A 12,871-nucleotide genomic window follows, 5' to 3' on the forward strand; every position below is an offset into this window, starting at 1 on the left:
AGTGCTCCAATCCGACTGCAAGTCACACCATGTCCACTGATGTCATACCGGCGAAGGGGGAAACATCATGGCGGGCATCGGCATCGTGGGGGCGGGGATCTCGGGGCTCACCCTCGCGCTGCGGCTGCAGCAGCTCGGCGTCGAGACCACGCTCTACTGCGAGCGCGGGGCCGAGTCGATCCGTACGGGGCGGCTGCCCAACACCGTGGCCAGGATGGGCCACACGCAGGAACGGGAGCGGGAGCTGGGCAGCGTCCACTTCCGCGACCCCGGGTGCCTCATGAACTCCGCCACGCTCTCGATCAAGGGCGATCCGCCGCTGGAGTTCACGGGATACGTGACCGAGCCGTTCCACGCCGTCGACTTCCGGCTGCTGCTGCCCGCGTTCATGGACGACTACGCCGAACGGGGCGGCGAGATCGTGGTGGCGGGCGCGGAGCCGGACGCGGCGCAGGTGGATCGCTGGTCGCGGGGGCACGAGCTGATGGTGGTGGCGGCGGGACGGCGCTCGGTGGCCGAGCTCTTCCCGCGCGATCCGGAACGTTCTCCGTACGACAGGCCGCAGCGCAGGCTCGCCGCCGGGCTCTGCCGCGGCATCGACCTGCCCACCGGCTTCTCCAACAACATCGCCGCCGGGGTGGGCGAGATCTTCCGGCTGCCGATGATGACACGGGAGGGCGTCATGTCCACCCTGCTCGTCGAGGCGATCCCCGGCGGCCCGCTGGAGCCGGTCACCCACATGCCGTGGCACGAGGTCTCCTCCGCCCTGCCAGGACTGATCCGCGAGTACGCGCCACGGCTGGCGGAAGGGCTGGACCCGGGCGAGTTCGGCCTGCTGGGGCCCGACGACCTGCTGCAGGGCGCGATCACGCCCACGGTGCGCCGGCCGGTGGCCGAGCTGCCCCGCGGCCGGATCGCGCTGGCCGTCGGCGACGCCTGGATCGTCAACGACCCCATCACCGGCCAGGGCGCGAACCTGGGCTCCAGGTGTGCCTGGATCGCGGCCGACGCCATCGCGGGCGGCGGTCCGTACGACGCCGCGTTCGCCCGTGCCACGGCCGAGCGCATGTGGGAGGCGGCGGCACCGGTCACCGACTGGACGAACGCGTTCCTGCAGCCGCCGCCCGAGCACGTCGCGCGGCTGCTGATGGCCGCCACGACCAGGCAGGACCTCGCCGACCTGGTGGTGTCGCTGTTCTCCGACCCCGCGTTCGCCTGGGGGCTGCTGTCGTCCCCCGAGGAGATCGCGCGGATCGTTGACGGGGAACCGGAGCCGCTCTACGATCGCGTCTAAATTTATAGGAAAGTTTCCTATACAAGTGGCGCAGTCCCCGGGAGCCGCTCCGTGCGCAAGAAGGTCCTGATCACACTGTCGCTCTTACTCGGCCTCTCGGCGCTCGCCGTGCCCGCCGAGGCCCATACCGGCTTCAAGCGGGTCGCGTACTTCATCCAATGGGGCATCTACGGCCGGAACTTCCACGTCAAGGACATGGACGTCTCCGGCGCCGCCGCGAAGCTCACCCACCTCAACTACGCGTTCGGCTTCGTGAACGCCGAAGGCGGCTGCTACTCGGCCGACCCGTGGGCGGACTGGCAGCGTCCCGTACCGGCCGAGCAGAGCGTCGACGGCGTCGCCGACGCTCCGGGCCAGGCGCTCAACGGCAACCTCAACCAGCTGCGCAAGCTCAAGGCCAAGCACCGCGGCCTCAAGGTGATGATCTCGCTCGGCGGCTGGACCGGCTCCGCGCACTTCTCCGACGCCGTGCTCACCCCCGAGTCCCGCTCCGCACTGGCCGCCTCCTGCATCGACCTGTGGCTGCGCGGCAACCTGCCCGGCCTGGAGCCGGGCGCGGGAGCCGGCGTGTTCGACGGCATCGACCTGGACTGGGAGTGGCCCGGCTCTTCGGGCGCCGACGGCAACGTCATCAGGCCGGAGGACAAGCGCAACTTTACCCTCTTCGTCCGCGAACTCCGCAAGCAGCTCACCGCCTACTCGGCGAAGGCCCAGCTCACGGCCTTCCTCCCGGCCGCCGCCGCCAAGATCGACGCCGGCTTCGAGGTGCGCGACGTCTTCCGGCAGCTCGACTTCGCCACCGTCCAGGGGTACGACCTGCGTGGCTCCTGGGAGCCCATGACCGGCCACAACGGCAACCTGCTCACCGACCGCCGCGACCCGAACCCGGTCAAATACAGCGTCGACCAGACCGTCCGCGACTACCTCTCCCGAGGGGCGCCGGCCCGCAAACTCGTGGTGGGCGTACCCGCCTACGGCCAGGGCTGGACCGGCGTCACCGCCGGCGGAAACGGCCTGTACAAGCCCGCCACCGGCCCCGCCCCCGGCAAGTGGGCCCCCGGCACCGAGGACTACAAGGACCTGGTCACCAAGCCCGGCCAACGCCACCGCGACCTGCGCACCGGGACGATGTGGCTGTACGACGGGAACGAGTTCTGGTCGTACGACGATCCGGCGGTGCTGCTGCAGAAGGCGGCCTACATCCGGCTCAAGGGGCTGGGCGGGTCGATGATGTGGTCAATCGACCAGGACGACTCCCGCGCCTCCCTCACCTCGGCCCTGTACTCGATCCTCCGCTAGCTCTGCAGGCCGCGCCCACCCATTCCCCCGGGCGCAGCCTCCCCACATTCCAGACACACTTCCACATAACCCGCCCATCCCCCAGCCACCCACCACGACGGCCCAGACGCCACCAAGCCGCGCACGACCCGGCCTCACTCCCAGCACGACCTGGTCCAGCGCGGCTACACGCCCAGCTACGCCCTGACCACGCCGCCAGGCGCAGCCCGACCACACGACCCCACTCGACGAGACCGCACGACCGGGCCCAGCGCAGTCACACTTCAGGCCCAGCCTGACCCCACAACCGGGTGCGACCGAAGACCCAGGTGGGCACTCCACCCCAGGGTGGAGACCCGGGGTCTCAACCCGCAGGTCGATCCGATTCCGGCGGTGTCTCCCTACGGTCGGACCTCGTGAACACCGTGGAGATTTCCCTTCTCGTCCTTCTAGCCCTCCTCCTTTCCGTCTACCGCCAGACCCGAACCCGGCCCGCCTCCCGCATGACCGGAACCCTCGTCACCGCCGCCGCCCTGGTGGTGCTGGGCGTCAATTCCGGCGGGCTCCTCGACACCGGGCAGCCCGCGCTCAGCCTGGCCCTGTTCGCCGTGGAGGCGGTCGCCGCCGTGGCGCTCGGCGCATGGCGGGCGAGCAGCGTGCGGGTGTGGCTGGACGACGCCGGGATCGCCTGGTCGAAGGGCACAGCCGGGACGATGCTGGCCTGGCTGGCCTCGATCGCGATCCGGGTCGGCCTCTACTTCGCGGGAACGGCCGCCGGCCTCTCCGTCTCGACCGGCGGCGCCCTGCTGTTTCTCGGCCTGACGCTCGGCACCCAGGCGTACCTCGTCGCACGCCGGGGCCGTGCGCTTATCGGCGACCGGATACTTTCGAAAGGTGATGCGTGAGCTGTCCAGGTTTGTCCCGGTCGCATTGCGACTGGGGGTGATCGTGCTCCTGGTTGTGGCGCTGGTGCGGGCGACACCCGCGCCGGGCCTGACCGGCATGCCCCTGGTCGTCACCCTGCTGACCGTCGCGCTGGCCCTCTCCCTCCTGGCCGTCCTGTTCCTGTCACACCCTTGGAACCTCCACCGCAAGGAGAACGACAGCTTCCACCGCGAGGGGAACGGCGGCTTCCACCGCGAGGGGAGCAACGGCTTCCCCCGGGTCGCACGGCGCAGCACCAGCACGTCCCCGCCGTCCCCGTCGTCCGGAAGTCCGCTCCCGACCACAGGCCAGGAGCTCCCGGCCCCAGGGCAGAAGCTCCCGATCGCAGGGCAGGACACCCGCCCGCACCGACTCACCGGGCATCCCCTCCCAGTCGTGTGGCGCACTGTACGCACGCACTTGCAGACCGGACGCTCGCTCCCAGCCGCGCGGCGGACCCTGCGCACACGCTTCCCGGCCGCCGTTTCCGCCGCATGGCGCACCCTACTCACAAACCTCCCGGCCAGAATTTCCGCCGTATGCGCCCGCTTCGCGGTCAGCCTCCAGAGTGCATGGCGCAGCGTACGTACACGGCTCCCGTCCAGTCGCCCGAGCGTGTGGCCGAGCGAGGGCACGGAGGATCGGCCGGCCGGAGGTCTTCTCTCGGAGGCGTGGCGGAGAATGCGCCGGCCGGGGGCGAGCATGTCGCAGCTCGCCACGACGATCGCGCTCGGCCTCGCGGTGCTCCTCTCCATCGCCCTGAACTCGATCACGCACAGCGGGGCCACGATCGGCTCGCTGCTCGTGTGCGTCAGCCTGGCGGTGAGCCGCCTGCCCTTGGGGCGGGCGCTGGCGATCGCGCTGCTGGCCGTCGCCGGGCTGATCGTGGCGGGCGGGATCTCCGGCGCCCCGGTGCAGGATCTCACGCTCGTTCTCAGCGTCTGCCTGATCTTTCTGGTCACGTACGCGGGTAAACAGCGCAAAGCCGCCAGGGCCGCCGAGGCGAGAGAGGCTGTGCTCGCGGAGAGAGCCAGGATCGCCAGGGAGATCCACGACATCCTCGCCCACTCCCTCTCCGCCCAGCTCGTCCACCTGGAAGGGGCCAAGCTGCTGCTGCGCGCGGAACGTACGGCCGAGGCGCTCGACCGCGTCACCCACGCCCGCGACCTGGCCAAGTCGGGGCTTGAGGAGGCCGGCCGGGCGGTGTCGGCGCTGCGCGAGGACCCTCCGGAGCTGCCCGTGGCGCTGCGCTCGCTCGCGGAGAACTTCGAGAGCATCACCCACAGACCATGCACGTTGCGCATCTCGGGCCCGCAGCGCCGGCTCCCTCCGGAGACGGAGCTCGCGATGCTGCGCACCGCCCAGGAGGCCCTCACGAACGTACGCCGCCACGCGCCGGGCAGCCCGGCCGAGGTCGAACTCGACTTCGGCCCGGCCTGGTGCGACCTGCGGGTCATCAACCCCTCCTCCTGGACAGAACCCCCAGAGAGGGGGTCACCCCGGACAGAACCCCCCGAGACGGGGGCGTACCAAACGGGCTCGTCCCAATCGGGATCGCCCGAGACGGGATCGCCCGAGACGGGATCGCCCGAGATGGGATCGCCCGAGATGGGATCGCCCGAGATGGGGTCATCCCCGACGGGATCGCCCGCGATGGGATCGTCCCCAACGGGGGCGTCCCGGACGGGATCACCTGAGACGGGATCGCCCGGGACGGGATCGACCCGAGGCGGGTATGGCCTGGTGGGTATGCGTGAACGCGCCGAACTTCTCGGCGGCACGCTGTCGGCGGGCGAGCGCGACGGCGTCTTCCTGGTGCACCTGAGGGTGCCGGCATGAGTTCTCCTCCTCAGGGTGCTGGCATGGGCTCTTCGCCTCACGGTGCCGGCATGAGCTCTTCTCCTCGGAAGCGCGTCTGCCTCCTCCACCGCCTCTCCTCTCCTCGCCTCGGATGTCGCGCCCCGATCGGCACCGGGGCCAGGGATGACGATGGAGCTAAAGGGTCTGGGCATGGGTGTCGAGGTATGAGCGGCAAGATCGTCGGTGGCGGAATCGGGGTCGAAGGGAACGGGATCAAGGAGGTGCTCCACCGGTGATCAGGGTGGTGGTGGTCGACGACCAGGCGGTGGTGCGTGAAGGGCTGGTGTTGCTGCTCGGGCTGTTGCCGGGGATCGAGGTGGTCGGGTCGGCGGGCGACGGTGAGGCGGCGCTGCGGCTGGTCGGGGCGGAGTCGCCGGACGTGGTGCTGATGGATCTGCGCATGCCGCGCATGGACGGCGTGGAGGCGACCAAACGCATCCGCGCCTCCCACCCCGGCACCCAGGTCGTCGTGCTCACCACGTATTCGGACGACGAGTCGGTCTTCGCCGCGTTGCGTGCGGGCGCGCGCGGCTTTCTCACCAAGGACGCGGACGCCGACGACATCGCCTCGGCCGTGGCCACGGTGATGCGCGGCGACGCCCAGCTCGACCCCACGGTGCAACGCCGCCTCCTGGACACGATCTCCCCTCCCTCCCCGGACCACGACGCCACCTCCCAGAAGTCGTCCGGCGAAACGGTCCACACCGCTTCCCAGGAGCCTTCCGACGAGCCGGCACACGTCACTCCCCAGAAGCTGTCCGACCAGCCGCCCCACGTCACTTCGCAGAAGCCTTCCGACCAGTCGACCTACGCCTCCTCCCAGCCATCGTCCGAGCCGGCCGAGCCTGCGAGCAGCACGAAACCCGGCCCGGCGGACCGCCGAAGCGGCGAGTCGCCGGACGGGCTCACCCCGCGTGAGAGCGAGGTGCTGGCCCTCATCGCCGAAGGCCTGTCGAACGCCGAGATCGCCCTCCGCCTCTACATCACCGAAGCCACCGTCAAGACGCACATCAACAACCTCTTCGCCAAGGCCCACCTCAGGGACCGGGCCCAGGCCGTCACGTACGCCTACCGTCACGGCCTGGCCGGCCCGGGTTGAGCTGCGACTCCTCGTCGAACCCGGCCAGCTGTAACAACGTCTCCAGCGCCGCCTGCCTGGTCTCCTCGACCGAGTCTCCCCGTTCGCCGAAACACTCGGCCGCCACGTCGAGCAGCGCCGTGACCACGGCCGCGTCGGGGTAGGGCACGTCAACGAGAACGGTGCCGTCGTCACCCTCCTCGCCCTCGCCCACATGGAGCTTCAGCAGCCGCCGAGTCTCCTCGGCCACAGCCACCCCCAGCACCGCGGCCCGCTCGAATCGCTCAGAAGCAATCACGTCACCCTCCAGTAGCACAGGTGTTCGGAATGAAAAGGTAGAGGGTGGCACCGACAGAATCCCTTGCGTCGCCGGGGATCCCGCCTTTCACCCTCCGTCCCGGCCCGTCATCCGCGCCCCGCCGAGCCCCGTTCGCCGACCGCCGAAACCCAGAAGGCTCGCGCGCGCTCCACCGAGACGATGGATACGCTCGAACGATGTACGACCCGATCATCAGCACCGACGGCCTCACGGTCGAGCTGGGCGGCAACCCCGTGCTCCGAGACCTGCGCCTGACCGTCTCCCCCGGCGAGATCGTGGCGGTGGTGGGCCCCAACGGCTCGGGCAAGTCCACCCTCCTGCGCTGCCTGGCCGGTCTCCAGCCGGCCACCTCGGGAGAGATCCGGGTGTTCGGCGCGCCTCCGGCCGACGACGCCGCCTTCTGGGGGCGCGTCGCGCTGCTGGGTGACGAGCCCGCCTGGTATCCGGGGCTCACGGCGCGCGAACATCTGGAGCTGATGGGGGCCGTGCACGCCCGTTCCAGGATGACGGTGGACGCGGCGATGGAGGCGTTCGCGCTGACGGAGCGGGGCGACGCGCCGCCGCTGAACCTGTCCACCGGCCAGCGCCAGCGCCTCTGCCTGGCCGCCGCGCTGCTCAGGCCGAGCACCTTGCTGCTCCTGGACGAGCCGGAACGCGGCCTGGACGCCGCCTTCCGCGACCGCCTGACCCGCCTGCTAGGGGCATACGCGGACGAGGGCGGCACCGTCGTCATGGCCACGCACGACCAGGGCCTGGCCGCCCGGGCCCGGCAGATCTCTCCGGCGGGGGCAGACGCATGAACCGGCAGAGCGGCATGAGCACGTACGGCCGGACGGACCCGTACAAGCGCATGGACCAGCACAGACGCATCCGGCGCCAGAGCACGTGCGGGCGCCTGAGCGTGCGGCGGGAGGTGGCCGCGTGAGCGGGGCGGAGGCGAGTGTACGGGCGGTGCGGGCGTACATCCGCTCCCGAGGCCGCACCCCCGCCACCCTGATCGACCGCTACGCCGCCGTCTTCGGCCTGGCCATGATCGTCGCCGTGCTCGGACGCCCGCTGTCCGGCCTGCTCACCGGCCTGGCCGGGCCGATCGACCCGGTGCGGGCGGGAGCGGGTGCGGCGCTGCTCGCGCTGGCCGTGGCGGGCTTCCTGGCGGCGGCCCGCGCGGCGGGGCCCGTGCTGCTGCCCGCCTCCGACGCGTCCTGGCTGCTGCTCTCCCCGCTGAACCGGCGTCACCTCCTCGGCCGGACGGCCCGCGCGCTCAGTGTGGTCGCTCTGGTGGCGGGCGTGCTGCTGGGCGTGGGGCTGCTGGCCGTGCTGGGCGCGCCCGACCAGCTCGTGTGGCGGCTGCTCGGCGCGCTGGTGCTCGGTGTGTCGGTGACGGCGGGCGGGATGGCGCTGGCCGTGCTCGGGCAGGTCTCCCAGTCCTGGCAAGTCTGGCTGACCGGCGCGGTGGCGGCGCTGCTGGTGCTGGCCGTGGTGGCGGTGAGCGGGCAGCTCCGTACGGTGGCGGCGATCGCCGCAAGCGCTCCACTCACCGCTCTCGCCGCCGCCGCGTCGGGGGCCGCGGTGCTCTCCGCATTGCTGGTACGGCAGGCGTGGACCTCGCTCGATCGCATTCCCACCCGTACCCTCGCGAACGCCTCGACCAGGGCCGGCCACGTGGCGAGCGCGACCGTGTCCCTCGACCCCGGCGCGCTCACCTGGATCGCCGAGGACAACCGCTGGCGGGCCAGGCGGCTCGGCTCCAGGCGGTGGCCGTCGCTGCCCGCGCCGTTCGCGCTGGCCTGGCACGACTGGCGCAGGCTGGCCCGCACGCCGGGACGGCTGGCGGCCGTCGCGGCGACGACGGCGCTGCCCGCGGTGCTGGCTCAGGCGGGCGGCCCGCCCCCAGCGCTGGGGGTGGCCGTGCTGGCCGGCGCGCTGGCCGTGGCGTCGATGGGTACGTCAGGCGCCCGCAGGGACGCCGACAACCCGGCCCTGGCCCGGCTCATCGGCGTGGGCCGCCGCCCCGCGCTGGCGGCCCGCGCGGTCCTGCCCGCCCTGCTGGGCGGCGTCTGGGCAGCCACCGCCCTCACCGCCCTGACCCTGGCCCTGACCACGCCCAGCACACTTTCCGCCCTGCCCGAGGCGGTACCGGCGGCTACGACGGCGACGGGCGCGGCAGGCCTCAGCGCGACGGCCACAGCGACAGGCGCGGCGACAGGCACAGTGACGATGGCCGGCGCCGGCGGATGGTGGGCGCTGGGGCTGCTGGCCGGGCCGGCGCTGGCCGCCGCCGCGTTGCGGATGGCCAGGCGCGCCCCGGTCGACCACTCGATGCCGACCATCGACACCCCGGGCGGCTCCATCCCGACGGGCCCGCTGTTCTGGGCGGCCACCGGCCCCGACCTGGCCCTGCTCGGCTGCCTCCCCACCGCGATGGCGCTGCTCACGCAGCCGGCCGCACTGGCACCGTTCATCGCAGCTCAGGCGATCATGGGAGTGGTGGTACTCGCGGGATACGTGTGGCGGACGGGTCAGGTGACGTAGACGTCGCTGGGCACGCCTCCGTACGGGATCGTCCGGTCCTTCTTCATGCCGATCCGCTCGGCCACCCGGTGCGAGGGCAGATTGATGTCCCTGATCACCGCCACGACCTCCCCCAGCCCCGTACCGACGTCGAGGGCGGCCCTGGCCAGTTCGGCCGCGTACCCGTGGCCCCAGGCGGCAGGGCGGAAGCGGTAGTACAGGTTGAGCACCTCGCGCCCGTCCAGGATCGCGCGGCGCAGCCCGCCGAACCCGAGCACGAGCGGCTCGTCCACCGGCCGGGCCGCCCAGTAACCGATCCCCCGCTCCTCCCAGTCGGCCAGCCACAGATCGAGCATGGCGCGGCTGGACTCCAGGTCGGTCACGGGGCCGCTCGGGTGGTAGACGCTCGTACGCGGGTCGGCGTGGATCTCATGGACGGCGTCGAGGTCATCGGCCGTGACCCGAGATAGGACCATACGCGCCGTATGTACCACTTCCATGCTTTCAGCGTAACCGCCACCGTCACCTAGCGATCGGACGAAGACATCACGAGAAGACATCACGAAGGGCCCCCGGCGAACGACGCCGGAGGCCCTCGGACCGCGGAAAACTACTTCTTGGCCTTGTCGGCGGCGCTGGAGTCGGTGGACAGCGCGGCGACGAAGGCCTCCTGGGGCACCTCGACCCGGCCGACCATCTTCATCCGCTTCTTGCCTTCCTTCTGCTTCTCCAGCAGTTTGCGCTTACGCGAGATGTCACCGCCGTAACACTTGGCCAGGACGTCCTTGCGGATGGCCCTGATGTTCTCGCGGGCGATCACCCTGGCCCCGATGGCGGCCTGGATGGGCACCTCGAACTGCTGCCGCGGGATCAGCTCGCGCAGCTTCTTGGCCATGTCGACGCCGTAGCCGTAGGCCTTGTCCTTGTGCACGATCGCACTGAAGGCGTCGACCGCCTCACCCTGCAGCAGGATGTCGACCTTGACCAGCTCGGCCTCCTGCTCGCCCGCGGGCTCGTAGTCGAGCGAGGCGTAGCCGCGGGTGCGCGACTTCAGCTGGTCGAAGAAGTCGAAGATGATCTCGCCGAGCGGCAGCGTGTAGCGGATCTCGACCCGGTCTTCGGACAGGTAGTCCATGCCGAGGAGCTGGCCGCGCCGCCCCTGGCAGATCTCCATGATCGCGCCGATGAACTCGGCCGGCGCCAGGATCGTGGACTTGGTGACCGGCTCGAAGACCTGCGCGATCTTGCCGCCGGTGGGGAACTCCGACGGGTTGGTGACGGTGAGCTCCTTGCCGTCCTCCATGACCACGCGGTAGACCACGTTGGGCGCGGTGGAGATCAGCGACAGCCCGAACTCGCGCTCCAGCCGCTCGCGCACGATCTCCATGTGCAGCAGCCCGAGGAAGCCGACGCGGAACCCGAACCCGAGCGCCGCCGAGGTCTCCGGCTCGTAGACCAGCGCGGCGTCGTTGAGCTGAAGCTTGTCGAGCGCCTCGCGCAGCTCGGGATATTCGTCGCCGTCGATCGGGTAGAGGCCGGAGAAGACCATCGGCTTGGGGTGCTCGTAGCCCGCCAGCATGCCCTTGGCCGGCTTGACCGCCGAGGTGACGGTGTCGCCGACCCGCGACTGACGCACGTCCTTCACACCGGTGATCAGGTAGCCCACCTCACCCACGCCCAGACCCAGGTCGGCGACCTTGGGCTCGGGCGAGATGACGCCGATCTCCAGCGTCTCGTGGGTGGCGTTGGTCGACATCATCAGGATGCGCTCGCGCTTGCCCAGATGGCCGTCGAACACGCGGACGTAGGTGACCACGCCGCGGTAGGTGTCGTAGACGGAGTCGAAGATCAGCGCCCGGGCGGCGGAGTCGGCGACGCCGACGGGCGCGGGCACGGTCTGCACGACGTGGTCGAGCAGCTCGCGCACGCCCACGCCGGTCTTGCCCGACACCCTGAGCACATCGGACGGGTCGCAGCCGATCAGCCCCGCGAGCTCCTCGGCGAACTTCTCCGGCTGCGCGGCGGGCAGGTCGATCTTGTTGAGGACGGGGATGATGTGCAGGTCGGCGTTCATGGCCAGGTAGAGGTTGGCCAGCGTCTGCGCCTCGATACCCTGGGCCGCGTCGACCAGCAGGATCGCGCCCTCGCACGCCTGCAGCGACCTGGACACCTCGTAGGTGAAGTCGACGTGCCCCGGGGTGTCGATCATGTTGAGCACGTGGCCGTCCCACGGCAGCCGCACGGCCTGCGACTTGATCGTGATGCCGCGTTCGCGCTCGATGTCCATCCTGTCGAGGTATTGGGCACGCATGGAACGGTCGTCGACCACGCCGGTGATCTGCAGCATGCGGTCGGCAAGCGTCGACTTGCCATGGTCGATGTGCGCGATGATGCAGAAGTTGCGGATCAACGCGGGGTCGGTCTGGCCAGGCTGAGTGCGCACCGAAGTCCGTTTCGACAGGGTTGAGGTCGAGCAGTCTTTTATGGTGACATGCCCGGGTGATAGCCCGGACCGTCATCCGCCGCGGCCTGCGCCTGATCGCGCTGGCCTTGGCCATCGTGGTCGCGCTGGTCGGCCTCCTCGCCGTGGCGCTCCGCCTCCAGTTTACCGGTGCCCCGGCGGCCTGGGCGAAGAGCACGGGCAACGACGCACTCTGGCTGGGCCACGCGTGGGTCGACGGCCGCCGCACGGGGCGTGATGTGGAACGGCTCGCGGTACGGCTGCGCGCCACGGGCATCAAGGACGTGTACGTCCACTCCGGCCCGTTCGAAGCCGACGGCCGCTTAGATCCCGCTAAATACCCCAACGCCGGAAATTTCATCTCGTGGATGCGTGAGCAGCTGCCCGGCATCCGCATCTCCGCCTGGCTCGGCCAGACCGTCGACGCCGACCTCGACGACGACCTCGACCTCGACGACCCGAAGTCCCGCGCGAACGTCCTGACCGGCGTGGCCGCCATCATGAAGACCGGCTACGACGGCATCCACTACAACTTCGAGCCGATCGGCGACGCGGACACGGAGTTCCTCGACCTGCTCGACCGCACCAGGCGGCACACGAGGCTCCTGTCCACTTCCACCCCGCAGATCGAGCCGTACCCGGGCATGCGCCTGACGGCCAGAGCCGTGCTGGGTCACGACAAATACTGGTCCGAGGGATATTTCCGTGAAGTCGTGAACCGGGTGGATCAAGTGGCCGTCATGACGTACGACTCCTACACCCCGCTCCAGTCGCTCTACGGCGGCCATGTGGCCCGCCAGGCCCGCCTCGCCCTGGACCTGGTGCCCGCCGAGAAGTCCCTGTTCATCGGCGCCCCCGCCTACCACGATCACGGCGTAGGATGGCTGGACGCCGCCGAGAGCGTCGAGATGGCGGCGGAGGGCGCCAGGCTGGCGCTCTCCGATCACGGCCGCCGCGAGCGCTTCGGCCTGGCCCTCTACGTGGACTTCGCGGCCACGGAAAGAGATTGGCACGAGTACATGACACGATGGCGTTGATTTGAGCAGCGGCCTGGGTTATTGGTAGCCTGGGCAACTGCGTGTGGCGCGCCCTCTCTCGAGCCCGCGCGCCCCGTCCAATCACTTCAGACTTCACCGAGGCTTCTTC

General features: G+C 70.6%; 12 protein-coding genes. 9 read left to right on the plus strand and 3 right to left on the minus strand.

The window, feature by feature from the left end; all coding sequences use genetic code 11:
* Positions 1 to 67 precede the first annotated feature (67 nt).
* The 5 genes from AB0C27_RS03540 to AB0C27_RS03560 all read left to right on the plus strand — a co-directional run bounded on the left by AB0C27_RS03540 (position 68) and on the right by AB0C27_RS03560 (position 6,455).
* Complete coding sequence (locus AB0C27_RS03540; RefSeq protein WP_357837182.1) at positions 68 to 1,294, plus strand: styrene monooxygenase/indole monooxygenase family protein; 1,227 nt, start codon at positions 68 to 70, stop codon at positions 1,292 to 1,294.
* A gap of 51 nt (positions 1,295 to 1,345) precedes the next feature.
* Positions 1,346 to 2,593 (plus strand): glycoside hydrolase family 18 protein, encoded by a 1,248-nt coding sequence (locus AB0C27_RS03545; protein WP_357837184.1) that lies wholly within the window; start codon positions 1,346 to 1,348, stop codon positions 2,591 to 2,593.
* A 395-nt stretch (positions 2,594 to 2,988) separates the two neighbouring features.
* Positions 2,989 to 3,477 (plus strand): hypothetical protein, encoded by a 489-nt coding sequence (locus AB0C27_RS03550; RefSeq protein WP_357837187.1) that lies wholly within the window; start codon positions 2,989 to 2,991, stop codon positions 3,475 to 3,477.
* Positions 3,478 to 4,198: 721 nt separating this feature from the next.
* Entirely contained in the window at positions 4,199 to 5,335 is a 1,137-nt protein-coding gene (locus AB0C27_RS03555) for a histidine kinase (RefSeq protein ID WP_357837190.1), read from the plus strand.
* 253 nt (positions 5,336 to 5,588) lie between these two features.
* The gene (locus AB0C27_RS03560) at positions 5,589 to 6,455 is read left to right on the plus strand and encodes a response regulator (protein WP_357837193.1); all 867 of its coding nucleotides are present in this window, start codon (positions 5,589 to 5,591) and stop codon (positions 6,453 to 6,455) included.
* Here the strand turns inward: AB0C27_RS03560 and AB0C27_RS03565 are convergent.
* Positions 6,415 to 6,732: a hypothetical protein gene (locus tag AB0C27_RS03565; protein WP_357837196.1), complete on the minus strand. Its 318-nt coding sequence runs from the start codon at positions 6,730 to 6,732 to the stop codon at positions 6,415 to 6,417. The genes AB0C27_RS03560 and AB0C27_RS03565 overlap by 41 nt on opposite strands.
* A 197-nt stretch (positions 6,733 to 6,929) precedes the next feature.
* Between AB0C27_RS03565 and ccmA the strand changes: the two genes are divergently transcribed.
* The 3 genes from ccmA to AB0C27_RS03580 are packed head-to-tail and all read left to right on the plus strand — an operon-like array spanning position 6,930 to position 9,285.
* On the plus strand, positions 6,930 to 7,553 hold the full coding sequence (ccmA, locus tag AB0C27_RS03570) for a heme ABC exporter ATP-binding protein CcmA (RefSeq protein WP_357837199.1): 624 nt from the start codon (positions 6,930 to 6,932) through the stop codon (positions 7,551 to 7,553).
* Positions 7,550 to 7,678: a hypothetical protein gene (locus AB0C27_RS03575; RefSeq protein WP_357837202.1), complete on the plus strand. Its 129-nt coding sequence runs from the start codon at positions 7,550 to 7,552 to the stop codon at positions 7,676 to 7,678. The genes ccmA and AB0C27_RS03575 overlap by 4 nt, the downstream gene beginning before the upstream one ends.
* On the plus strand, positions 7,675 to 9,285 hold the full coding sequence (locus tag AB0C27_RS03580; RefSeq protein ID WP_357837205.1) for a DUF6297 family protein: 1,611 nt from the start codon (positions 7,675 to 7,677) through the stop codon (positions 9,283 to 9,285). The genes AB0C27_RS03575 and AB0C27_RS03580 overlap by 4 nt, the downstream gene beginning before the upstream one ends.
* Here the strand turns inward: AB0C27_RS03580 and AB0C27_RS03585 are convergent.
* Complete coding sequence (locus AB0C27_RS03585; RefSeq protein ID WP_357837208.1) at positions 9,273 to 9,740, minus strand: GNAT family N-acetyltransferase; 468 nt, start codon at positions 9,738 to 9,740, stop codon at positions 9,273 to 9,275. The genes AB0C27_RS03580 and AB0C27_RS03585 overlap by 13 nt on opposite strands.
* A gap of 134 nt (positions 9,741 to 9,874) precedes the next feature.
* Positions 9,875 to 11,707, minus strand: coding sequence for a translation elongation factor 4 (gene lepA, locus AB0C27_RS03590; RefSeq protein ID WP_357837211.1), 1,833 nt, complete (start codon positions 11,705 to 11,707; stop codon positions 9,875 to 9,877).
* Between the two features lie 56 nt (positions 11,708 to 11,763).
* Between lepA and AB0C27_RS03595 the strand changes: the two genes are divergently transcribed.
* Complete coding sequence (locus tag AB0C27_RS03595; protein WP_357837214.1) at positions 11,764 to 12,762, plus strand: glycoside hydrolase family 18 protein; 999 nt, start codon at positions 11,764 to 11,766, stop codon at positions 12,760 to 12,762.
* The last annotated feature ends 109 nt before the right edge of the window (positions 12,763 to 12,871 follow it).

Source organism: Nonomuraea sp. NPDC048882, from assembly GCF_040649755.1.
Taxonomy (GTDB): Bacteria; Actinomycetota; Actinomycetes; order Streptosporangiales; family Streptosporangiaceae; genus Nonomuraea; species Nonomuraea maheshkhaliensis.

Bases quoted from the DNA above. Each gene is read 5' to 3' on its own strand.
- AB0C27_RS03540 (WP_357837182.1), top strand. From the start codon at position 68: ATGGCGGGCATCGGCATCGTGGGGGCGGGGATCTCGGGGCTCACCCTC.
- AB0C27_RS03555 (WP_357837190.1), top strand. From the start codon at position 4,199: ATGTCGCAGCTCGCCACGACGATCGCGCTCGGCCTCGCGGTGCTCCTC.
- ccmA (WP_357837199.1), top strand. From the start codon at position 6,930: ATGTACGACCCGATCATCAGCACCGACGGCCTCACGGTCGAGCTGGGC.
- AB0C27_RS03575 (WP_357837202.1), top strand. From the start codon at position 7,550: ATGAACCGGCAGAGCGGCATGAGCACGTACGGCCGGACGGACCCGTAC.
- AB0C27_RS03585 (WP_357837208.1), bottom strand. From the start codon at position 9,740: ATGGTCCTATCTCGGGTCACGGCCGATGACCTCGACGCCGTCCATGAG.